We start from the raw sequence: 22757 nt of genomic DNA, 5'->3' as shown, positions 1-22757 counted from the left end.
CGGGAAGTGATGTTTCAAGGGATTGGCCGCTCCGGGACCGTCCGCGTAGACACGTGTCCGGTGCTCCCAGCCGAGCGACTAGAGAACACTACGCCGCCGGGCCGGGCGATGCAAACAGCCGCCGGCCGGACCCCGGGGAGAGGGGGCCGGCCGGCGGCGGCAGTGCGGCGGGGGCTCAGCTGTTGGTCGGGAACCCGAGGTTGATGCCGCCGTGCGAGGGGTCCAGCCAGCGCTGGGTGACGGCCTTGCCGCGGGTGAAGAACTGCACGCCGTCCGGGCCGTACGCGTGGGCGTCGCCGAAGAGCGAGGACTTCCAGCCACCGAAGGAGTAGTAGGCGACCGGCACCGGGATCGGCACGTTGATGCCGACCATGCCGACCTCCACCTCGTACTGGAAGCGCCGGGCCGCACCGCCGTCGTTGGTGAAGATGGCGGTGCCGTTGCCGTAGGGGTTGGCGTTGATGAGCGCCACGCCCTCCTCGTAGGAGGAGACCCGCACGACCGACAGCACCGGGCCGAAGATCTCGTCGTTGTAGACGGACATGCCGGGCTTGACGTGGTCGAACAGAGTGGGGCCGAGCCAGAAGCCGTCCGAGGTGGGCGCGCCGTTGCGGTCCTCGGCGGTGATCGGGTGCTTGCGGCCGTCGACCGCGAGCTCGGCGCCGTCGGCGACACCGGACTCGACGTAGGAGGTGACCTTGTCCCGGTGCTGGCCGGTGACCAGCGGGCCCATCTCGGAGTCGCCGTTGCAGCCCGGGCCGACCTTCAGGTTGGCGATCCGCTGCTTGATCTTGTCGACCAGCTCGTCGCCGATCGGGTCGACGGCGACCAGCACCGAGATGGCCATGCAACGCTCGCCGGCCGCGCCGAAGCCGGCGTTGATGGCCGCGTCGGCGCTGAGGTCCAGGTCGGCGTCCGGCAGCACGAGCATGTGGTTCTTGGCGCCGCCGAGCGCCTGCACGCGCTTGCCGTAGCGGGTGCCGGTCTCGTAGACGTAGCGGGCGATCGGGGTGGAGCCGACGAAGCTGACCGACTTGATGTCGGGGTGCTCCAGCAGACGGTCGACGGAGACCTTGTCGCCGTGCACGACGTTGAACACGCCGTCCGGCAGCCCGGCCTCCTTCCACAGCTCGGCCAGGAAGTTGGCGGCGGACGGGTCCTTCTCGGACGGCTTCAGGACGACGGTGTTGCCGGCCGCGATCGCGATCGGGAAGAACCACATCGGCACCATCGCCGGGAAGTTGAACGGCGAGATGACGGCCACCGGGCCGAGCGGCTGGCGGATCGAGTAGACGTCGATGCCGGTGGACGCCTGCTCGGTGAAGCCGCCCTTGACGAGCTGCGGGATGCCGCAGGCGTACTCGACGACCTCCAGGCCGCGGGCGATCTCGCCGAGCGCGTCGGAGTGCACCTTGCCGTGCTCGGCGACGATGATCGCGGCCAGCTCGTCCCGGCGGGCGTTGAGCAGCTCGCGGAAGTTGAAGAGCACCGTGGTGCGCTTGGCGATCGAGGCGTTGCGCCACTCGACGAAGGCCGAGGCGGCGGCGGCCACCGCCTGGTCGACCTCGTCGATCCCGGCGAAGTCGACGTGACCCGAGACCTGGCCGGTGGCCGGGTCGAAAAGGTCACCGCGGCGGGGTGCGGCGCCGGCGGTGGCGACCGGCCGGCCACCGATCCAGTGAATGATGTGCTTGCTCATGGTCCGTCTGCCTCCGAAGTCCCGGGCGGCGTCCTGCCGCCGGTCCCTTGTGTGGCGCCGCCCGCGAGAGGGCCGGGCGACGGGATCACGGGGCTACCGCGCTCATCACCCAGTCTGCTGGCCGTCACCGCCCGCCTCAACGAACAGGCTGACGGGGATCCGGGATTCAGCCTTACAGGTCGTCGGCCGTATCGGCCGGACGGGCGAGGCTCAGGCCCCACCGGACCCCGTCGCCCCGTCCGCCTCCTCCCGGGCACCGGCCGACCGCGCGCCCGCCGCGTCCTCGACCGGTGCCGCCTCGCCGGTGTCCTCCACGAGCTCCCGGTCCTCCCGGTCCTCCCGGTCTCCCAGGGCCTCGACGTCCTCCTCGACCTCCTCGACCTCCGGGTCCTCCAGGGCCTCGACATCCTCCAGGTACGGATCGTGCAATCCGTCCGCGGCCTCCTGGGTCTCCAGCAGGTCGAGGCGGAGGTCCTGCGACCACGCCAGCGCCCACCGCTTCAGCCCGGCCACCGCGCCGCCCGCCGCTCCCCGGGCCCGGAACCGTCCGTCGGCGGCGTCGGCCAGCGTCTCCAGCCGGTCGGCGAGGACGGCGGGCTGGAAGTCCGCGTCCAGCGCGGTGGCCAGTGCGAGCAGCTCCCCCTCCCGGTACCAGGCGGTCAGGGCGTGCACGTCGAGCAGGTCCCGGGGCAGGCCCCGGTCGGCGAGCAGCGCGGTGGCGAGTCCGGCCGCGTCCTCCAGGGCGACGACGGTCATCGTCAGCGGGGGCTCGCCGGCCGCCGGTGCGCCGAGGTCGAGGCGGACCGGGCGGTGGCCCAGTGGCTCCTTGCGCAGCTCCACCGTGTGCGACCGGCCGCCGAGCGTCAGCCGGACGGACAGCTGTTCCAGGCGCGGGGTGCCCGGGCGCTCGGCCACCCCGCCGCCCGCCGCCCGGTAGGCGGCGGCCAGCTCGGCGGCGGCCTGCGGCAGATCGGTGCCGCCGTCGGCCACCAGGGTCAGCCCGTCCTGGGCGCAGGCCGGCACCCCGTGGGCGCGCAGCGCGTGCCCACCGGCGAGCGCGAGCCCGAGCCGGTCGCAGACGGGCCGGGCCTGCTCGGCGAGCCGCAACTGCGCCCGGCCGGGGCGGAGGAAGGGGTCGACGGCGTCCGGGGCGGTGGTCATCCTCCCAGTCTGGCGCGGCCGCCCGGGCCGTGCGCCGGGCCGCGTCCGGTCGGCCGCCCCGGCTCCGGCGCCGCGGCGGCGTCACCAGTCGCTGAGCCGGGCGGCGGCCTCGTGCAGGGCGAGTTCCAGCACGACCGGGTCGTTGAGCCGTCCGGAGCCGTCCGGCGGGACGAGCCAGCGCACGCCGCGGCTCTGCCGTTCGGGGTGCGGTACGACGATCCAGGTGCCTTCGCCGGCGCAGCGGACGCCCGTCCCGACCCAGCGCGCGGCCGTGCCGACGGGGACGAGGAAGCCGACGCTCTCGCCCGCGGAGTCGCCGAGGACCGGCCCGCAGGAGCGGGAGTCGAGGATGTCGATGACGGGACGGCCGAGCCGGCCCGGTACCGAGAGGACGTCCCAGCGCCGGCCGGCCGGCAGCAGCATCAGGCCCAGCCCGCTGCGTTCCCACTGTTCCCGGAAGGCGTCCGGGTCCGGTGCCGCCTGGGCGAGCCAGTGCAGTCCGGTGCTCTCCATGGTCCTGTCCCCGTTTCTCAGCGCGCTGCTGATCGTGGCGCGGCGGGAAACCGAGACCCGCCGTCACCAACGAGAGGCGGACGGCGGGTCTCTCTTACACGGATAGCGCGATCACCTCGCCGAACGGATGGCTCGGATCGGATCAGCTCGGATCGGCTCGGCTCGGCTCGGCGGATTCTCCGCGCCGGTCACCGGATCAGCCGGTGATCGGCGCGGAAGGCCGTCGGGGCGGCCGCTCAGCTGTCGAAGCCCAGCCCCATCCGGTCGAGGGTGCGCAGCCAGAGGTTGCGGTGCCCACCGGTCCGGTCGGCGCGCTCCAGCGAGCGGGTGGTGAGCTCGATGCCGGCCCAGCGCACCGGCTCGGGCGGGAACGGCAGCGGCTTGGAGCGGACCATCTCCAGCGAGGTGCGCTCGGTGCGCTCCCCGGCCAGCAGGTCGAGCATCACCTCGGCGCCGAACCGGGTGGCGCCCACCCCCAGCCCGGTGTACCCGGCGGCGTAGGCGACCCGGCCGCGGTGGGCGGTGTCGAAGAACGCCGAGAACCGGCTGCAGGTGTCGATCGCGCCGCCCCAGGCGTGGGTGAAGCGCAGCCCCTCCAGCTGCGGGAAGCAGCGGAAGAAGTTGTGCGCCAGCGTGCGGAAGGTCTCCGGCCGCTGGTCGTACTCGTGCCGGACGTGTCCGCCGTAGTGGTAGACGGCGTCGTAGCCGCCCCAGAGGATGCGGTTGTCGGCGGAGAGCCGGAAGTAGTGGAACTTGTTGGCGCTGTCGCCGAGCCCCTGCCGCCCCTTCCAGCCGATCGCGGCGAGCTGCTCGGCGCTGAGCGGCTCGGTCATCAGCGCGTAGTCGTACACCGGGACGACGAACGGGCGGACCCGCTTGACCAGCGACGGGAAGACGTTGGTGCCGAGCGCGACCCGGCGGGCGAAGACCCGTCCGTACGGGGTGCGGACGGCCATGCCGCCGCCGTGCTCCCTGAGGTCCGTCGCCCGGGTGTGCTCGAAGATCCGCACGCCCTGGGAGAGGCAGGCATCCTTGAGGCCCCAGGCGAGTTTGGCGGGGTGGACCATCGCCACGCCCTCCTTGTCCCAGAGCCCGCCGAGGAAGGTCGGCGAGTCGACCTCGGCCCGCAGCTCGTCGCGGTCGAGCACGGTGATGTCGAGTCCGTACTCGGCGACCGCCTCGGCGACCTCCTGCAGCTCGGCGAGCTGGTGGGGCTGGGTGGCGACGTCGATCTCGCCGGTGCGCTCCCACTCGGCGTCGATCCCGTAGCGCGCGATGGTCGCCTCGATGCCGTCCAGGTTGGCCGCGCCGAGGCGTTCGAGCTGGGCGAGTTCGGCGGGCCAGCGCTGCAGCCCGTTGCCGAAACCGTGGGTCAGGCTGGCCGCGCAGAATCCGCCGTTGCGCCCGGACGCGGCCCACCCCACCTCGTTGCCCTCGACCAGGACGACGTCCAGGGAGGGGTCGCGCTCCTTGGCGACGAGGGCGGTCCAGAGGCCGGAGTATCCGCCGCCGACGACCAGCAGGTCGCAGGTGGTGTCGCCGACGAGGGCGGGCAGCGCCGCCGGCCGGCCCGGGTCCTCCAGCCAGAAGGGGGTGGGCCTGGCGTCACTGAGCGCGCGGGCGGAGTCCATGCATTATCAGCCACTTTCTGCACATCGATGATGGTTGTCGGCCGCTCCCGACGCTACGTCGGGAGCGCCGGCGGTGCCGGTCAGGCGGTGGCCTTCCGGCGGTTCCCGAGCCACTGACCGGCGACGGTCAGCACCACCGCGGCGATGAACATCGCGGTGCCGATGACGTTCACCTGCACCGGGATGCCGCGCTGCGAGGCGCCCCAGACGAACATCGGGAAGGTGACCGTGGTCGGGCCCGAGTTGAACTGGGTGATGATGAAGTCGTCGAAGGAGAGCGCGAAGCTGAGCAGCGCGCCGGCGGCGATGCCGGGGGCGACCAGCGGCAGGGTGACCCGCAGGAAGGTCTGCGTCGGGGTCGCGTAGAGGTCCTGGGCGGCCTGTTCGAGCCTCGGGTCCATGCTCATCACCCGCGCCTTGACCGCCGTCACCACGAAGCTCAGGCAGAACATGATGTGCGCGATGAGGATCGTGGTGAAGCCGAACGGGATCCGCATGTTGAGGAAGAGCGTGCCGAGCGAGGCGGCCATCACCACCTCGGGCATGGCCATCGGCAGGAAGATCATCGCGGTGGTGGCGGAGCGGCCGCGGAAGCGGTAGCGGGCCAGCGCGAAGGCGACCATGGTGCCGAGCACGGTGGCGCCGACGGTCGCGAGCACCGCGACCTCCAGGCTCAGCGACAGCGACTGGCACATGTCGGCCACACCGCAGGGATCGGTCCAGGCGTCGGTGGAGAACTCGGACCACTCGTAGTTGAACTTGCCGACCGGCTTGTTGAACGAGAAGGCCAGGACCACCAGGTTGGGCAGCACCAGGTAGGCCAGGGCCAGCAGGCCGGCCAGCACCACCAGGTGGGCCCGGATCCACTTGATCACTCGGGACATCAGACCAGTTCCTCCGTCCCGGCCTTGCGCATGTAGACCGTCACCATCCCCAGGATCAGGGCCATCAGGATGAAGCTCAGCGCTGCCGCGGTGGGGTAGTCGAGCACGTTGAGGAACTGCTTCTGGATGCCGTTGCCGACCATCTGCTCGCTCGGCGAGCCCAGCAGCTGGGCGTTGATGTAGTCGCCGGAGGCCGGGATGAAGGTGAGCAGCGTGCCCGCGACCACGCCGGGCAGCGAGATCGGGAAGGTCACCTTGCGGAAGGTCGTGAACGGGCGGGCGTACAGGTCCCCGGCCGCCTCGTGCAGGCGGGGGTCGATCCGCTCCAGCGAGGTGTAGAGCGGAAGGATCATGAACGGAAGGAAGTTGTAGGTCAGGCCGCACACCACCGCGAGCGGCGTGGCCAGCACCCGGTCGCCGGAGGTGAGGCCGACGGCGCTGGTGAGGTCCAGGACGTGCAGCGCGTTGAGCGCGCCGACCACCGGGCCGCCGTCCGAGAGGATCGTCTTCCAGGCCAGCGTGCGGATCAGGAAGCTGGTGAAGAACGGCGCGATCACCAGGATCAGGATGACGTTGCGCCAGCGCTTGCTCGCCTTGAAGGCGATCGTGTAGGCGAGCGGGTAGCCGATGGCCAGGCAGAACAGCGTGGCGGTGGCCGCGTAGCCGAACGAGCGGACGAAGTGCCAGCGGTACTCGACCAGGGCGTCCCAGTAGGTGGCGACGTGCCAGGTGACCTTGAAGCCGCTCTCCAGCGAGCCGGTCTGCAGCGAGGTGGAGGCCTGGTAGACCATCGGCACGGCGAAGAAGACGACCAGCCAGGCTATGCCCGGCAGCAGCAGCCAGTACGGGGTGAGCTTTCGCCTGGGCCGCGCGGCCGGTCCGGGCAGCGGGCCGCCGTCGGGGGGTACGGCCTGCGGCGGCGCCACGGCGGTGGTGGTGGTCATGCCGCCTCCTCCCCGGTGCCCGCGTCGATCGCCTGGGCGGCGTCCAGGGCGAAGGAGTGCGCCGGGTTCCAGTGCAGGACGACCGGCGCACCGGGGACGATCCGGGTGTCGCGCTCCATGTTCTGCTCGAAGACGGTCACCTCCTGGCCGCCGTCGGTGCGCACCAGGTACTGGGTGGAGACGCCGATGAAGCTGGAGTCGACCACGGTGCCGCCCAGCCGGTTGCGGCCGTCGGCGACCTCGGCGGAGGAGTGCTCGATGGTGATCTTCTCCGGCCGGACGCCGAGGTGGACCTTCCTCGCGTCGGCGGCGCATCGGGCCTTCGGCACGGAGAGCCGGGCGCCGGCGGCGCTGAGGAGGAGGTCGCCGCCCTGCTGCCCGGTCACGTCGGCGGGCAGCAGGTTGGACTGGCCGAGGAAGTTGGCCACGAAGGTGGTGGCGGGGTTCTCGTAGAGCTCGGCGGGGGCGCCGAGCTGCTCGACCCGGCCGCCGTTCATCACCGCGATGGTGTCGGCCATCGTCATGGCCTCCTCCTGGTCGTGGGTGACGTGGACGAAGGTGATGCCCACCTCGGTCTGGATCCGCTTGAGCTCCAGCTGCATCTGCCGGCGGAGCTTGAGGTCGAGGGCGCCGAGCGGTTCGTCGAGGAGGAGCACCTGGGGGTGGTTGATCAGGGCGCGGGCGACGGCGACGCGCTGCTGCTGGCCGCCGGAGAGCTGGTGCGGCTTGCGGCGGGCGTACTGGCCGAGCTCCACCAGCTCCAGCATGTCGTCGACCTGCTTCTTGACGTCCTTCTTGCCGCGCCGGCGCAGGCCGAAGGCGACGTTCTCGAAGATGTCGAGGTGCGGGAAGAGCGCGTAGCTCTGGAAGACGGTGTTCACCGGGCGCTTGTACGGGGGCAGGGCGGTGACGTCCTGGCCGCCGATCAGGACGGTGCCGCTGGTGGGCTCCTCCAGCCCGGCGATCATGCGCAGGGTGGTGGTCTTGCCGCAGCCGGAGGCGCCGAGCAGGGCGAAGAAGGAGCCCTGCGGGACGGTCAGGTCGAGCGGGTGGACGGCGGTGAAGGCGCCGTAGGTCTTGCCGATGCCGGTGAGGCGGACGTCGCCACCGGTGGCCGCGGAGCGCAGCTGCTCTGTCATGGGTGGTGTCTCTCTGGTTCTCTGCCGTCGGGGGGTCAGGCGCCGATGAGCTTGGAGAACTTCTCCTCGAAGGAGCTCTCCTCGGCCTCGGTCAGGCTGCGGAACACGTGCGCCTTCGCCGCCATCTCGGGGGTGGGGACGACCAGCGGGTTGGCCGCGGTGTCCGGGGCGATGGCCGCGAGCTCCTTCTCCATCCCGGTGACGGCGGAGACGTAGCCGATGCCCGCGGCCAGCTGCGCCGCGATCTTGGGCTGATAGTAGAAGTCGATCAACTTCTCGGCGTTGGCCTTGTGCCGGGCCTTGGCCGGGACGAGCATGTTGTCGGTCCCGTAGACGAAGCCCTGCTCCGGGACGACGAACTCGATGTCCGGGTTGTCGGCGCGGAGTTGGATCAGGTCGCCGCCCCAGGCGACGCAGGCCGCGATGTCCCCGGAGGAGAGCTCCTGGCCGTAGTCGTTGCCGGTGAAGCGGCGGATCTGCTTGCCGTCCACCGCCTTCTGCAGCCGGGCGATCGCCGCGTCGTAGTCGTCGGCGGTGAACTTCGCCGGGTCCTTGCCCATGTCGAGCAGGGTCATCCCGACGCTGTCGCGCATCTCGGAGAGGAAGGTGACCCGGCCCTTGAGGTCCTGGTCCTCCAGCAGCTGGGCGACGCTGGTGACCTCCTTGCCCCTGGTCGCCTTCCGGTTGTACGCGATCACGACCTGGATGCCGGCCCACGGGTAGGAGTAGAGCCGGCCCGGGTCCCAGTCGGGGGCGCGGAAGCGGGCGTCCACGTTGGTGATCGCGGTGGTGACGTTGGCCGGGGTGAGCTTCTGCGCCCAGCCGAGCCGGATCAGCCGGGCGGCCATCCAGTCGGTGAGCACCATCAGGTCGCGGCCGGTGTCCTGGCCGGCCGCGAGCTGTGGCTTGACCTTGCCGAAGAACTCGACGTTGTCGTTGATGTCCTCGGCGTACTTGACCCTGATCCCGGTGGCCGCGGTGAAGGCCTCCAGCGAGCCGTGCTTCTCCTGGTCGTTCTCGTCGGTGTCGATGTAGAGCGGCCAGTTGGAGAAGCTCACCTCCCGCTCGCCCTCCGACAGGTCGGGGGCGGCGTTCGCGGTGGAGTCCCCGGTGCCGGCGGTGCCCGCCGCCGGGATGCCGCAGGCGGCCAGCGTGCCCGCACCGGCGGTGAGTGCGGCGGCGCGCAGCAGGGTCCGCCTGCCGACGGCGGCCCGGCCACTGGTCAGACTGCGTTCCCAGGCCCTGCGGACCGGTTCGGGCAGACCGTCGGTGAGCTCGTTGAACACCATGGAACGGGCCTCCTGGGGGGAGAGGTCGGGTCGGGGCGGTGGGGGAACGCCCCTGGGAGGGGTTATCTGTCTCCGAAGACGGTGCGGTGCCAGTCCTTGCGGGCCACCGCCGTGGTGTCGAACATGACGTGCTTGACCTGCGTGTACTCGTCCAGCGAGTACTGCGACATGTCCTTGCCGTAGCCGGAGGACTTGTAGCCGCCGTGCGGCATCTCGCTGATGATCGGGATGTGGTCGTTGACCCAGACGCAGCCCGCCGCGATCTCCCGGGTGGCGCGCAGCGAACGGTGCACGTTGCTCGTCCACGCCGAGGCGGCCAGGCCGTACGGGGTGTCGTTGGCCAGCCGCAGCCCCTCGTCGTCGCCGTCGAAGGGCAGCACGACCAGGACCGGGCCGAAGATCTCGCCCTGGACGATCTCGCTGTCCTGGGCCGCGTCGGTGACGAGGGTCGGCAGGTAGTAGGCGCCGCGGGTGAGGTCGGTGCCGTCGTGGCCCTTCTCGGGGGCGTGTCCGCCGGTGACGACGGTGGCGCCGTACCCGCGGGCCCGCTCGACGAAGCCGGCCACCCGGTCGCGGTGGGTGTGGGAGACCAGCGGGCCGAGGTCGGTCCGCGGGTCCAGCGGGTCGCCGAGCCGGATCGTGCGGTAGAGGTCGGCGACGCCCGCCACGAAGGCGTCGTAGAGCGGCCGCTGCACGTACGCGCGGGTGGCGGCGGTGCAGTCCTGGCCGCTGTTGATCAGCGAGGCGGCGACCGCCCCGTGCACGGCGGCGTCCAGGTCGGCGTCGTCGAAGACCACGAACGGGGCCTTGCCGCCCAGCTCCAGGTGGGTGCGCTTGACGGTCGCGGTGGCGAGTTCGGCGACCCGTCGGCCGACCGGGGTGGAGCCGGTGAAGGAGACCATCGCGACGTCCGGGTGCGCGACCAGGCGCTCGCCGGCGGTGCGCCCGGCGCCGGTGACCACGTTGACCACGCCGTCCGGGATGCCGGCCGCGGTGCAGGCCCGGGCGAACATCACCGAGGTCAGCGGGGTCAGCTCGGCCGGCTTGAGGACGATGGTGTTGCCCGCCGCGATCGCCGGGAGGATCTTCCAGGCGGCCATCTGGAGCGGGTAGTTCCACGGCGAGATCGAGCCGACCACGCCGATCGGCTCGCGCCGCACGTACGAGGTGTGGTCCCCCGAGTACTCGCCGGCCGCCTTGCCCTCCAGGTTGCGGGCGGCGCCCGCGAAGAAGGCGGCGTTGTCGATCGTGCCGGGGACGTCGAACTCGGTGGAGAGCTTGACCGGCTTGCCGGTCTGCGCGGACTCCACCCGGGCGAGGTCGGCGCCGGCCTCGGTGAGCACGGCGGCGAGCCTGGTCAGCGCCTCCGAGCGGGCGCCCGGGGTGGCGCCGGCCCACTCGGGCAGCGCGGCGCGGGCGGCGGCCACGGCGGCGTCGACCTGCTCGGTAGAGGCGAGGGAGATCCGCTCGACCACGCTGCCGTCCGCCGGGTTGACGACCTGGAAGGGCTCGCCGCTCCCCCGGCTCTGCCGGCCGGCGATGTACTGCGCGCCCGCGCCGAAGTCGGTCAGGTCCATCTGTTCCTCCAAGTGCCGGTGGTTCGACTGCCCGCAAGGCGAAAGACCGCCTGATCCGCCATGGTGCAGGTGCCGGCGGGCGGGGGACCGCACCGGCGTCGTACGACTGGTCGAGTCGCCGCGTCCTCGGTGCGGGGGGAAACCGGCCCGGTCGGTCACCGGGATGCGCGATCCTGACAGCCGGGCGTGACCCCGGCAAGGGATTCCGGTGTTGCTTTCCGGTCACGCGACGGATTCCCGCGGTTGTGTCGTCTTTCGCCACAGCCGACCCGCTGACCATGCCCGGTGCCGCCGGGGCGTGACAAGGGTCACCCCGGAAAGCTAGCCGCGCAGGGCCTTACAGGGTGCAAGGGTTCCGGCAGGGCGACAGTTCGTCGCCGCGAGCGATGATTTACCTGACACTCTGAACCCTGGAGGCCCGCGATGCTCCCCACCGTCGCCCGTGTGCTCGACCTGGAGGTGATGCGGCGCGGCCTCCCCCAGGTCGTCGCCGGCACCGACCACCTGGAGCGCCCGGTCCGCTGGGTCCACGTCAGCGAACTGCCCGACGTCGCCGGGGTGCTCCAGGGCGGCGAGCTGGTGCTGACCACCGGCATCGCGCTGCCCGAGGACCGCGAGGGCTTGGCCCGGTACGTGCGGGAGCTGGACGAGGTCGGCGTGGCCGGCCTGGTCATCGAGTTCGGCCGGCGCTACTTCGACTCGCTGCCCCGCGCCCTGGTGCACGCCGCCGAGCAGCGCGGTCTCCCGCTGATCGCGCTCCGCCGCGAGCTGCGCTTCGTCGCCGTCACCGAGGCCGTGCACGCCCTGGTCGTGAACGCCCAGCTGGAGCAGCTGCGCACCTCGGAGGCGGTCCACCAGGTCTTCAACGAGCTGGTGGTGGAGGGCGCCGAGCCGGCCGAAGTGGTCCGTCAGGTGGCCCGGATGGCGGGCGGGCCGGTGGTGCTGGAGAACCTCGCCCACCAGGTGCTGGCGCACGACCCCGCCGGCCGGCCCGAGACCGAGCTGCTGGAGGACTGGGAACGCCGGTCGCGCGGGGTCCGCCCGCCCGGCCGCACCGGCCACGACCCGCGCAGCGGCTGGCTGGTCACCACGGTCGGCGCCCGCGGCCAGGACTGGGGCCGGCTCGTCCTGGTCGCCGACCCGGGGCCGCTGCCCGAGGGCACCGCGCACCCGCACACCATGCTGCTGGAGCGCGGCGCCTCCGCGCTCGCCCTCAACCGGCTGGTGGTGCGCGACCGCGAGAGCCTGGAGCGGCAGACCCACCGCACGCTGCTCTCCGGCATCCTCACCCATGCCCTGACCGTCTCCGAGGTGGCGCTGCGCGCCCAGGCCCTCGGCGTGCCGCTGGAGGGCCGCCGGCTGGTCGGGGTGGTCCTGCGGCAGCGGCGCGGACCGATCCCGGCCGCCCTGGAGGCCCAGGCCAGGCTGCGCGACTTCACCGAGCTGGCGGCCACCGCGATCCGGAGCTGCCGGCTCTCCGCCCTCGTCGGCGCGCTGGACGACGAGGGCGTCGGCGTGCTGATCGCCCTCGCCGCCCAGCAGGACGAGCACGCCGCGCTGGACGCCTTCGCCGCGGCGCTGCGCCGGCTGACGGCGGAGGCCGACCGGGAGGCCGCCCCCGCGCCGGCGCCGGTGGTCGCCGCCGGCTCCTCGGTCGGCTCGGTGCGCGACGCCCGGCGCACCCTGCTGGAGGCCACCCAGGTCGCCGACGCCGCACTGCACGACGCCCCCGGCGGCCGGGCGGCCGCGTACTACCGGCTGCCCGACGTCCGGCTCCGCGGCCTGCTGCACCTGCTGCGCGACGACGCCCGGCTGCAGACCTACGTCGAGCGCGAGCTGGGCCCACTGCTCGCCTACGACGCCGAGCACAACGCCCAGTTGGTGCAGATGCTGCGGATCTACCTGGAGCAGGGCCGGAACAAGTCGGCGGCGGCCGACGCCGCGCACCTGTCCCGGCCGTCCTTCTACGACCGGCTGCACAAGGTCGAACGGATCCTCGGCGTCGACCTCGACCAGGTGGAGTCCTGCCTCTCGCTGCACGTCGCGCTGCTCGGGCTGGACGCGGTGCGCCGCTGAGCCGCGGCCCCCTCGGCCGGCCCCGGGCGGCTAGACCCCGGTGATGCGGCCCCAGACCTTGTGCAGGCCGGGACGCTCGGCCGAGGTGACGTCGCGCATGGTGTGCAGCCGGGCCCGCATCTCGTCGGTCGGGAACAGCAGCGGGTGCTCCGCCAGCTCGGCCTTCTCCTTGTCCCCGCTGTCCGCCAGCACCTCGCGGGCGGCCGGCACCGGGCAGATGTACTGCACGGCGGCGGCCAGCTCGGCGGCCACCTCGGGTCGGTAGTAGTGGTCGATGAGCAGCTCGGCGTTGGTCTTGTGGTCGGCCCGGTTGGGTATCAGCAGGCTCTCCGCCCAGAGCTCGCCGCCCTCCTCGGGCACCACGAAGGCGATGTCCGGGTTCTCGGCGGTGAGCTGCACGGCGTCACCGGAGTAGGCCTGGCAGGCCAGCGCGGCCCCCGAGGCCAGGTCGCTGGTGTAGTCGTTGCCCGTGAAGCGGCGGATGTGCCGGCCGTCGACCATCTTCTGGACCAGGTCCATCGCCCGGTGCGCGTCGTCCTCGGTGAAGGCCCCGATGTCGGCGCCGTACCCGAGCATCAGCAGACCGAGCGCCTCGTCCAGCCCGGCGAACAGGGTGACCCGGCCCTTGAGGTCGGGGGCCCAGAGGTCGGCGGTCGACCTGATCTCGCGGCCCAGCTCCTTGCGGTTGTAGGCGATGCCGGTGATCCCGGACTGCCACGGCACGCTGCGCCGGCGCCCGGGGTCGAAGGCCGGGTTCGCCAGCTGCGGATCCAGCTGCGCGGTGACGTTGGGCAGGTTGGCGCGGTCCATCGCCTGCACCCAGCCGAGCGAGACGTACCGCCCGGCCATCCAGTCGCTGACCACCATGAGGTCCCGGCCGGGGTCGCTGCCCTGGGTGAGGACCGGGCCGATCTTCCCGAAGAACTCGTCGTTGTCGTTGATGTCCTCGGTGTAGGTGACCTTGATCCCGGTCCGCTCGGTGAAGGCGTCCAGGGTCGGCCGGTTGCCGTCGTCGTCGACGTCGATGTACTGCGTCCAGTTGGAGAACGCCAGCCGCTTCTCGCTCCCCGAGCGGTCGGGCGCGGAGCGGTGGTCCTCGGCCACGTAGGCGGACGGGATGCCGCAGCCGGTCAGGGCGCCGGCGCCGATCAGCCCGGCGGTGCCGAGCACGCCGCGGCGGGTGAGGGTGGTGCGGGACAAGGTGGGCCTCCGGGGCGTGGGACGGCCCCGGGCGCACGCGGGCACCCGGGGCCGTCCTGTCGGGTCTGGTACGTCGTCGGGCCACGAGCACGCCGGACTGTGTGCTGGTCGGACTGCCTACTGGTCGGACAGTCCGCCGGTCAGACGGTGTGCTCGTCGGTCAGCGACAGCACCTCGTCGAGCACGGCGAGACCGGCCTTGGCCTCCTCCTCCGTGACGGTGCACGGCGGGACGACGTGGAAGCGGTTCATGTTGACGAACGGCCAGAGCCCGCGCTTCTTGCAGGCGGCGGCCAGCTCGGCCATCGGCGCGTTGGCGGGGCCGGCCGCGTTGTACGGCACCAGCGGCTCGCGGGTGGCGCGGTCCTTGACCAGGTCCAGCGCCCAGAACACGCCGAGGCCGCGGACCTCGCCGATCGAGGGGTGCCGCTCGGCCAGCTCGCGCAGACCGGGGCCGATCACGTCCTCGCCGATCCGCGCGGCGTTCTCGACGATGCCCTCCTCCGCCATCGTGTTGATGGTGGCGACGGCCGAGGCGCAGGCCAGCGGGTGGCCCGAGTAGGTGAGCCCGCCGGGGAACGGCCGCTCGGCGAAGGTCGCGGCGATCTCCGCGCTGATCGCCACCCCGCCGAGCGGGACGTACCCGGAGTTGACGCCCTTGGCGAAGGTCAGCAGGTCCGGGGTGACGCCCCAGTGGTCGGCGGCGAACCAGGCGCCGGTGCGGCCGAAGCCGGCCATCACCTCGTCCAGGATGAGGACGATGCCGTAGCGGTCGCAGATCTCGCGCACCCCGGCCAGGTAGCCCGGCGGCGGGATCAGGATGCCGGCGGTGCCGACCACGGTCTCCAGGATGATCGCCGCGACCGTGCCCGGGCCCTCGAACGCGATCACCTGCTCCAGGTGCTCCAGCGCGCGCTCGCACTCCTGCGCCTCGTTCTCGGCGTGGAAGTTGGAGCGGTAGGCGTACGGGCCCCAGAAGTGCACGACACCGGAGACGCCGGTCTCGTTGGCCCAGCGGCGCGGGTCGCCGGTGAGGGCGATCGCGTTGGCGGTGGCGCCATGGTACGAGCGGTAGGTCGCCATGACCTTCTGCCGCCCGGTGTGCAGCCGGGCCAGCCGGATGGCGTTCTCGTTGGCCTCGGCGCCGCCGTTGGTGAAGAAGATCTTGTCGAGGTCCCCGGGGGTGCGCTCGGCGATCAGCCGGGCGGCCTCGCTGCGCGACTCGACGGCGAAGCCGGGGGCGATGGTGCAGAGCTTCGCGGCCTGCTCCTGGATCGCGGCGACCACCTTCGGGTGCTGGTGCCCGATGTTGGTGTTCACCAGCTGCGAGGAGAAGTCGAGGTAGCGGTTGCCGTCGTAGTCCCAGAAGTACGAGCCCTCGGCGCCGGCCACCGCGAGGGGGTCGATCAGCGCCTGGGCGGACCACGAGTGGAAGACGTGCGCGCGGTCGGCGGCCTTGACGGCCTGGCCGGCAGCTGAGTCAGCGGTGGGGATGCTCATGCGGCAAGGCTAGGGAGTCACGGTGCCGAAGTGCAGGTTCATCCTGTCAGGCGGTCACCCGATCGGCCGACAGGATGACAAGGCGACGGGCCCGGGCCGTACCGACCCCGGGCCCATCGCCAGACCTGTGACCTGCTAGATCGCAGTCATGACGTGCTTCACCCGGGTGTAGTCCTCGAACCCGTAGGAGGAGAGGTCCTTGCCGTAGCCCGACTTCTTGAAGCCGCCGTGCGGCATCTCGGCGACCAGCGGGATGTGGGTGTTGATCCAGACGCAGCCGAAGTCCAGGCGGCGAGACATCCGCATGGCGCGGGCGTGGTCCTTGGTCCAGACCGAGGAGGCCAGCGCGTACTCGACGCCGTTGGCGTAGCCGACCGCCTGGTCCTCGTCGGAGAACTTCTGCACGGTGATGACCGGGCCGAAGACCTCGTTCTGGATGATCTCGTCGTCCTGGTTCAGCCCGGAGACGACGGTCGGGGCGTAGAAGTAGCCCTTGTCGCCGACCCGGTGGCCGCCGGCCTCGACCTTGGCATGCGTCGGCAGGCGGTCGATGAAGCCGGTGACCTGCTTCAGCTGGTTGGCGTTGTTCAGCGGGCCGTACAGCACGTCCTCGTCGTCCACGCCACCGGTCTTGGTCTCGGCCGCGGCCTTGGCCAGCGCCTCGACGAAGGCGTCGTGGATCGACTCGTGCACCAGCACGCGGGTGGCGGCCGTACAGTCCTGGCCGGCGTTGAAGAAGCCGGCGACCGAGATGCCCTCGACGGCCTCGGCGATGTCCGCGTCCTCGAAGACCACGACCGGGGCCTTGCCGCCCAGCTCCAGGTGGACGCGCTTGACGTCCTTGGCCGCCGACTCGGCGACCGAGATGCCGGCGCGCACCGAGCCGGTGATGGAGGCCATCGCCGGGGTGGGGTGCTCGACCATGGCCTGGCCGGTCTCGCGGTCGCCGCAGATCACGTTGAAGACGCCGGCCGGCAGCTCCATGTCCTTGAGGATGCCGCCGATGATCTCGGCCAGCAGCACGGTGGAGGCCGGGGTGGTGTCCGACGGCTTCAGCACCACGGTGTTGCCCGCGGCGATGGCCGGGGCGAACTTCCAGACGGCCATCATCATCGGGTAGTTCCACGGCGCGACCTGGGCGCAGACGCCGACCGGCTCGCGGCGGACGATCGAGGTCATCCCGTCCATGTACTCGCCCGCGGCCTTGCCCTCCAGCAGGCGGGCGGCGCCGGCGAAGAAGCGGATCTGGTCCACCATCGGGCCGATCTCCTCGGAGAGGGTCAGCGCGCGGGGCTTGCCGGTGTTGCGGACCTCGGCGTCCACGATCTCGTCGGCACGGGACTCGACCGCGTCGGCGATCTTGAGGAGCAGCTTCTGGCGGGTGCTCGGGGTGGCGTCGCGCCAGACCGGGAAAGCGGCGTCGGCGGAGGCCATCGCGGCGTCGACATCGGCGGCGCCGGACAGCGGGGACGTCGCGTAGACCTCGCCGGTGGTGGGGTCCACGATGTCGAGCGTGCGGCCGTCCGCCGCATCGACGAACTCACCGTTGATGTAGTTGCGCAGCGTGCGAAGGTCGCTCACGGGTCTCTCCTCGGTCTGGGCCTGCGGCATTGCAGATTCCGGCGCCATGGTACGTCGGCGGATCCGCCGGGCGAAGGGCGCCGAGTGGCCGCGCCGGGCGCGGCGCGGTCCACTGTTCGGGGGAACGCGCGCTGCGCTGCGAAGCCGCGCGCGTACCGGACCAGGGTAGCCGTACGACAGCTGGTATCGACAGGACAACTTCGACACGGCAATGAAATCCGTACATGATTTCCAAGATCACGACGAAATCAGCAGCTCCCGCGCTTGCGAACAGAGGGCCGATCAGGCACAGTGGCGGCGTGGCCAACCGCGACCGGAACGCCAGCGTTCCCCTCGACGCCGCCTCCAAGGCGATCATCGAGCAGCTCCAGGAGGACGGGCGCCGCCCGTACGCCGCCATCGGCAAGGCCGTCGGCCTGTCCGAGGCAGCCGTACGGCAACGCGTCCAGAAGCTGCTCGACCAAGGCGTGATGCAGATCGTCGCCGTCACGGACCCGCTCACCGTCGGCTTCACCCGCCAGGCGATGGTCGGGATCCGGGTCGAGGGCGACATCGAGCCCGTCGCCGACGCGTTGGCCGCCCTCGACGAGGTCGACTACGTCGTCTGCACCGCAGGCTCGTTCGATCTCCTGGCCGAGCTGGTCTGCGAGGACGACGAGCACCTGCTCGAAATGATCAACAAGCGCATCCGCGCGCTTCCCGGCGTGCGGAGCACCGAGAGCTTCGTTTACCTGAAGCTCCGGAAACAGACCTACACCTGGGGCACCCGATGACAGCCGACCCGGCGCAGAAGGACCTTTCCAAGACCGCCTACGACCACCTGTGGATGCACTTCACCCGCATGTCGTCGTACGAGAACTCCCCCGTGCCGACGATCGCCAGGGGCGAGGGCACCTACATCTGGGACGACAAGGGCCGGAAGTACATCGACGGCCTCTCCGGCCTGTTCGTGGTGCAGGCCGGCCACGGCCGCGTCGAGCTCGCCGAGGCCGCTGCCAAGCAGGCCAAGGAGCTCGCCTTCTTCCCGGTGTGGAGCTACGCCCACCCGAAGGCCGTCGAGCTGGCCGAGCGCCTGGCCAACTACGCCCCGGGCGACCTGAACAAGGTGTTCTTCTCCACCGGTGGCGGCGAGGCCGTCGAGACCGCGTGGAAGCTGGCCAAGCAGTACTTCAAGCTGACCGGCAAGCCCACCAAGTACAAGGTCATCTCGCGTGCGGTCGCCTACCACGGCACCCCGCAGGGCGCCCTGTCGATCACCGGCCTGCCGGGCCTGAAGGCCCCGTTCGAGCCGCTGGTGCCGGGCACCCACAAGGCCCCGAACACCAACATCTACCGTGCCCCGGCCTTCCTCGAAGGCCCGGACGGCACCGTCGACCCCGAGGCCTACGGCCGCTGGTGCGCCGACGAGATCGAGGTGGCGATCCTCAACGAGGGCGCCGAGACCGTCGCCGCCGTCTTCGTCGAGCCGGTGCAGAACGCCGGTGGCTGCTTCCCGCCGCCGCCCGGGTACTTCCAGCGCCTGCGCGAGATCTGCGACCGCCACGACGTGCTGCTGGTCTCGGACGAGGTCATCTGCGCCTTCGGCCGCCTGGGCACCATGTTCGGCGCCGACAAGTTCGGCTACCAGCCCGACATGATCACCTGCGCCAAGGGCATGACCTCGGGCTACTCCCCGATCGGCGCCACGATCATCTCGGACCGCCTGGCCGAGCCGTTCTACAAGGGTGACAACACCTTCCTGCACGGCTACACCTTCGGTGGCCACCCGGTCTCCTCCGCGGTGGCGCTCGCCAACCTCGACATCTTCGAGCGCGAGGGCCTGAACCAGCACGTGCTGGACAACGAGGCGAACTTCCTCGGCACCCTGAACAAGCTGCGCGACCTGCCGATCGTCGGCGACGTCCGCGGCAACGGGTACTTCTACGGCATCGAGCTCGTGAAGGACAAGGTCACCAAGGAGTCGTTCAACGACGACGAGGTCGAGCGCGTGCTCTACGGCTTCCTGTCGAAGGCGCTCTTCGACAACGGCCTGTACTGCCGCGCCGACGACCGTGGCGACCCGGTCGTCCAGCTGGCCCCGCCGCTGATCTCCGACCAGTCGACCTTCGACGAGATCGAGCAGATCCTGCGGACCAGCCTCACCGACGCGTGGGCCAAGATCTGACGACCTGATCTTCCTTCCCCACCCTCCGCCGCAGGGCGGTCCCGCTCCCCGCGGGACCGCCCTGCGGCGTTTCCCGGACGATCTCTCGGACCAAACACGCCTGTTTCCGGGTGATTTGCCCCTGATGGGCCAGTGCGCCGCCACCGCGCCGGGCCCCGGTCGTTCTAATCTGACGACTGTCATATCCCTGCGGCCACCCAGGATGGAACCTCATGTCAGCGGCCCCGCCTGACAACGACGTGCTGTGGGCCCGGGGGATCGTCAAGTCCCATCACGGCACCCCCGCCCTGCGCGGCATCTCGCTCGGCGTCCGGGACGGCGAGGTGCTGGCGGTCACCGGCCCGCGCGGCTCCGGCAAGAGCACCCTGCTCGGCTGTCTCTCCGCCCTCATCCCGGTCGACGAGGGGGAGGTCTGGTTCAACAGCGCCCCCGTCCACACCCTCGGCCGGGCCGGCCGCGAACGGCTGCGCCGCGACCGCTTCGGCTTCGTCGGCTCCGAACCGCACCTGGTGCCCGAGCTGACCGCCCGGGAGAACGTCGCCCTGCCCCTGCTGCTGGCCGGCGCCGGCAACAAGGCCGCGTACACCGCCGCCACCGAGTGGCTGGAGCGGCTCGACATCGGCGACATCGCCCGGCTGCGGCCCGACCGGCTGATCCAGAGCCAGCGCCAGCGGATCGCCGTCGCCCGCGCGCTCGCCCCGCTGCCCCCGGTCGTCTTCGCCGACGACCCGACCGCGCCGCTGCACCGCGAGGCCGCCGACCAGATCCTGCGGATACTGACCAGCGCGGCCCGCTCGCACCAGCTCACCCTCGTCCTGGCCACCCACGACCCCGAGCTCGTCCGGTACGCGGACCGCGCCGTCGCGCTCGTCGACGGACGGCTGGCCGCCCCCGCCGCCCCCGTCCCGCGCGGCACCCCCGGACCGGCCGGAACCGCCGGAACCGCCGCCGCGCCGGGAGCCACCGGAGCGTCCGCCGTGTCGGCCACGCGCCGATGACGCCGCCCCGCCGCTGAAAGAGTCGACGTGTTCTATCTCCGTCTGGCCCGGGGCTACCGGGTGCCCGACCTCGGCCGCTGGCTGCTCACCGCACTGGCCGGCGCGGTCGTCGCCGCGTTCCTGCTGCGCGCCCTCGGCCGGGCGATGAGCGACCCGGCGGGCGGCGCCGACGCCGTCGCCCGGCTGCTCTGGTGCCTGCCCCCGCTCGCCGCGGTGGCCTGGTTCGCCGCCGTGGCCGCCCGCGCGGTACCGGCCCGGCGCCCCGAACGGATCACCGGCCTCACCGCGGCCGGCGCCGGCTCCGCCCGGATCCGGACCCTGATCGCCGGCGAGATCGCGCTCGCCTGCACCCTCGGCTCCGCGCTGACCCTGCTGCTCTTCCTGGTCCTGCGCAACGACATCGCCGGGCCCTCGCTCGCCCCCGAGGTCGGCATGGGCCTTCCGCTGCCGGCCGCCGCGCCCGTCACGCTGATCGCCCTGGTGCCGCTCACCGCGGGGATCGCGGCGGCCGCCGCGGTGCCGATCGCCGAGACCCTGCCCGGCAGGCGGCAGCCCGTACCGACCGGCTTCGGCCCCCTGCGGATCGCCCTGCCGGTCGGACTGGCCGTGATCGGCCTCGCCCTGGAGCTCATCGCGCTGCGTCCCGGCGCCGCCGCCGACGGCCGCCCGATCCACCTGCCGGCCGGGCTCGGCTCCACCAGCACCGCCGCGCTGGGCGGCTGGGCGGCGAGCGCCGTCGGGCTCGCCCTGCTCACCGGCCCGCTGCTGTCCTGGACCGGAACGCTGCTCGCCGTCGGCCGGCCGACCCCGCTGCGGCTGCTCGCCGGACGGGGGCTGACCGCGCAGGCCCGCCGGCTCGGCCCGCCGCTGGCCGTGCTCACCCTGGCGGTCGCGGTGGTACTCACCACCATCCGCTACTGGATCGGGGTGCCCGGCAGCGCCGACACCCTGCCCGCCGTCGAGGCCTGCCTGGTGCTGGGCTGCGCGGTGGCCGCCGTGATGTCCCGACTGGCCGAGCTCCGCACCGCCCGCCGGGACGTCGCCGACGCCTTGCTGCGGATCGGCACCCCGCCCCGGTTGCTGTTCGGTGCGGTGGCCCTGCGGACCCTCGCGGTCGGCACCGTGCTGCTGGTCACCGGCGGGCTGACCGCCGCGCTGGCGGCCGCCGGTCTGCGCTGAACCGGCGACCGCACCGGGCCGGCGGGCCCGGCGGGGCCGGTCCGGTGTCTCAGCCCGCCGCGGCGAGCTGGCCGCAGGCGCCGTCGATCTCCTGGCCGCGGGTGTCACGGACGGTGGTGGGCACGCCGTGCGCCTGCAGCCGGCGGACGAACTCGCGCTCGTCCTCGGGCCGGGAGGCCGTCCACTTGGAACCCGGCGTCGGGTTCAGCGGGATCAGGTTGACGTGCACCCGGTGGTTCTTGATCAGCCGGCCGAGCAGGTCCGCCCGCCACGCCTGGTCGTTGATGTCCTTGATCAGCGCGTACTCGATGGAGATCCGGCGACCGGACTTCTCCGCGTAGTTCCACGCCGCGTCCAGCACCTCGGCGACCTTCCACCGGGTGTTGACCGGCACCAGCTCGTCACGCAGCTCGTCGTCCGGGGCGTGCAGCGACAGCGCGAGGCGGCAGGAGAGGCCCTCGTCCGCGAGGCGGTTCATCGCCGGCACCAGGCCCACGGTGGAGACGGTGATGCCGCGCTGGGAGAGGCCGAAGCCGTCCGGCGCCGGGTCGGTGAGCCGGCGGATCGAGGCCAGCACGCGGTTGTAGTTCGCCAGCGGCTCGCCCATGCCCATGAAGACCACGTTGGAGAGGCGGGCCTCACCGCCCGGGATCTCGCCCTCCTTGAGCGCGCGCATCCCGGCCGCGATCTGCTCGACGATCTCGGCGGTGGAGAGGTTGCGCGTCAGCCCGGCCTGGCCGGTCGCGCAGAACGGGCAGTTCATGCCGCAGCCCGCCTGCGAGCTGATGCACATGGTGACCCGGTCCGGGTAGCGCATCAGCACCGACTCGACGAGCGTGCCGTCGAACAGCTTCCAGAGCGTCTTGCGGGTGTTGTCGTCGTCGCACGACACGTGCCGGACCACCGACATCAGCTCGGGCAGCAGGCTCTCGGTGAGCTTCTCCCGGCTGGCGGCGGGGATGTCCGTCCAGCTCGCCGGGTCGTTCGACATCCGGCCGAAGTAGTGGTTCGAGAGCTGCTTGGCGCGGAACGGCTGCTCGCCCAGCTCGGCGACGGCCTCCTTGCGCTCGACGGGGCTCAGGTCGGCGAGGTGTCGCGGGGGCTTGGCGCCACGCGGCGCGACAAAGGTGAGTTCTCCGGGCTTAGGCATGGTTCATCCAGTGTCGCAGACGTTCGGACCTCGCCAGACGGTCGAGGGGCTCCGGACGCCAGGCGTCCGGAGC

Annotated in this window: 18 protein-coding genes; 5 read left to right on the top strand and 13 right to left on the bottom strand. The window is 72.0% G+C overall.

The features are described from left to right. Positions 1–175: 175 nt before the first annotated feature. From ACFWA9_RS29610 to ACFWA9_RS29570, 9 genes are all read right to left on the bottom strand, one after another. Positions 176–1699 (bottom strand): CoA-acylating methylmalonate-semialdehyde dehydrogenase, encoded by a 1524-nt coding sequence (locus ACFWA9_RS29610; RefSeq protein WP_329489800.1) that lies wholly within the window; start codon positions 1697–1699, stop codon positions 176–178. 210 nt (positions 1700–1909) lie between these two features. Beyond that, the gene (locus ACFWA9_RS29605) at positions 1910–2860 is read right to left on the bottom strand and encodes a hypothetical protein (protein ID WP_380391032.1); all 951 of its coding nucleotides are present in this window, start codon (positions 2858–2860) and stop codon (positions 1910–1912) included. 81 nt (positions 2861–2941) lie between these two features. After that, positions 2942–3373: a hypothetical protein gene (locus tag ACFWA9_RS29600; protein WP_352291685.1), complete on the bottom strand. Its 432-nt coding sequence runs from the start codon at positions 3371–3373 to the stop codon at positions 2942–2944. 236 nt (positions 3374–3609) lie between these two features. Then, positions 3610–5004, bottom strand: a complete 1395-nt coding sequence (locus tag ACFWA9_RS29595; RefSeq protein ID WP_329489797.1) for an FAD-dependent oxidoreductase — start codon at positions 5002–5004, stop codon at positions 3610–3612. Positions 5005–5084: 80 nt separating this feature from the next. After that, a complete protein-coding gene (locus tag ACFWA9_RS29590; RefSeq protein ID WP_329489796.1) occupies positions 5085–5888 on the bottom strand; it encodes an ABC transporter permease in 804 nt (267 codons plus the stop codon). Then, positions 5888–6832, bottom strand: a complete 945-nt coding sequence (locus ACFWA9_RS29585; protein ID WP_352291681.1) for an ABC transporter permease — start codon at positions 6830–6832, stop codon at positions 5888–5890. The genes ACFWA9_RS29590 and ACFWA9_RS29585 overlap by 1 nt, the downstream gene beginning before the upstream one ends. Beyond that, a complete protein-coding gene (locus ACFWA9_RS29580) occupies positions 6829–7971 on the bottom strand; it encodes an ABC transporter ATP-binding protein (protein ID WP_329489794.1) in 1143 nt (380 codons plus the stop codon). Before ACFWA9_RS29580 ends, ACFWA9_RS29585 begins: the two co-directional genes overlap by 4 nt. A gap of 35 nt (positions 7972–8006) precedes the next feature. Then, on the bottom strand, positions 8007–9260 hold the full coding sequence (locus ACFWA9_RS29575) for a spermidine/putrescine ABC transporter substrate-binding protein (protein ID WP_352291679.1): 1254 nt from the start codon (positions 9258–9260) through the stop codon (positions 8007–8009). Between the two features lie 62 nt (positions 9261–9322). Next, positions 9323–10837 (bottom strand): gamma-aminobutyraldehyde dehydrogenase, encoded by a 1515-nt coding sequence (locus ACFWA9_RS29570; protein WP_380391027.1) that lies wholly within the window; start codon positions 10835–10837, stop codon positions 9323–9325. Positions 10838–11260: 423 nt separating this feature from the next. Here ACFWA9_RS29570 and ACFWA9_RS29565 point away from each other — a divergent pair, with 423 nt between their 5' ends. Further along, on the top strand, positions 11261–12913 hold the full coding sequence (locus ACFWA9_RS29565; RefSeq protein WP_380391025.1) for a PucR family transcriptional regulator: 1653 nt from the start codon (positions 11261–11263) through the stop codon (positions 12911–12913). 30 nt (positions 12914–12943) lie between these two features. On the opposite strand, the gene ACFWA9_RS29560 is transcribed toward ACFWA9_RS29565, so the two are convergent. The 3 genes from ACFWA9_RS29560 to ACFWA9_RS29550 all read right to left on the bottom strand — a co-directional run bounded on the left by ACFWA9_RS29560 (position 12944) and on the right by ACFWA9_RS29550 (position 17223). Next, a complete protein-coding gene (locus tag ACFWA9_RS29560) occupies positions 12944–14113 on the bottom strand; it encodes a spermidine/putrescine ABC transporter substrate-binding protein (protein ID WP_329489790.1) in 1170 nt (389 codons plus the stop codon). Positions 14114–14253: 140 nt separating this feature from the next. Continuing rightward, positions 14254–15612 carry an aspartate aminotransferase family protein gene (locus ACFWA9_RS29555; protein WP_329489789.1) on the bottom strand — a complete coding sequence of 453 codons (1359 nt, stop codon included), beginning with the start codon at positions 15610–15612 and terminating at the stop codon, positions 14254–14256. A 135-nt stretch (positions 15613–15747) separates the two neighbouring features. Beyond that, complete coding sequence (locus tag ACFWA9_RS29550; RefSeq protein ID WP_352291673.1) at positions 15748–17223, bottom strand: gamma-aminobutyraldehyde dehydrogenase; 1476 nt, start codon at positions 17221–17223, stop codon at positions 15748–15750. Between the two features lie 269 nt (positions 17224–17492). Here ACFWA9_RS29550 and ACFWA9_RS29545 point away from each other — a divergent pair, with 269 nt between their 5' ends. From ACFWA9_RS29545 to ACFWA9_RS29530, 4 genes are all read left to right on the top strand, one after another. Further along, positions 17493–17966 carry an Lrp/AsnC family transcriptional regulator gene (locus ACFWA9_RS29545; RefSeq protein ID WP_030306695.1) on the top strand — a complete coding sequence of 158 codons (474 nt, stop codon included), beginning with the start codon at positions 17493–17495 and terminating at the stop codon, positions 17964–17966. After that, positions 17963–19357, top strand: a complete 1395-nt coding sequence (locus tag ACFWA9_RS29540; protein ID WP_329489787.1) for an aspartate aminotransferase family protein — start codon at positions 17963–17965, stop codon at positions 19355–19357. The genes ACFWA9_RS29545 and ACFWA9_RS29540 overlap by 4 nt, the downstream gene beginning before the upstream one ends. A 212-nt stretch (positions 19358–19569) precedes the next feature. After that, on the top strand, positions 19570–20355 hold the full coding sequence (locus tag ACFWA9_RS29535; protein ID WP_380391020.1) for an ABC transporter ATP-binding protein: 786 nt from the start codon (positions 19570–19572) through the stop codon (positions 20353–20355). A 27-nt stretch (positions 20356–20382) separates the two neighbouring features. Beyond that, a complete protein-coding gene (locus tag ACFWA9_RS29530) occupies positions 20383–21534 on the top strand; it encodes a hypothetical protein (RefSeq protein WP_380391017.1) in 1152 nt (383 codons plus the stop codon). A 49-nt stretch (positions 21535–21583) separates the two neighbouring features. Here the strand turns inward: ACFWA9_RS29530 and rlmN are convergent, their stop codons facing one another. Then, positions 21584–22684, bottom strand: a complete 1101-nt coding sequence (rlmN, locus tag ACFWA9_RS29525; protein WP_329489784.1) for a 23S rRNA (adenine(2503)-C(2))-methyltransferase RlmN — start codon at positions 22682–22684, stop codon at positions 21584–21586. Positions 22685–22757: the final 73 nt, after the last annotated feature.

The organism is Kitasatospora sp. NPDC059973 (genome assembly GCF_042737525.1).
Classification (GTDB): Bacteria; Actinomycetota; Actinomycetes; order Streptomycetales; family Streptomycetaceae; genus Kitasatospora.
This window is presented reverse-complemented; position numbering and strand designations above follow the sequence as displayed.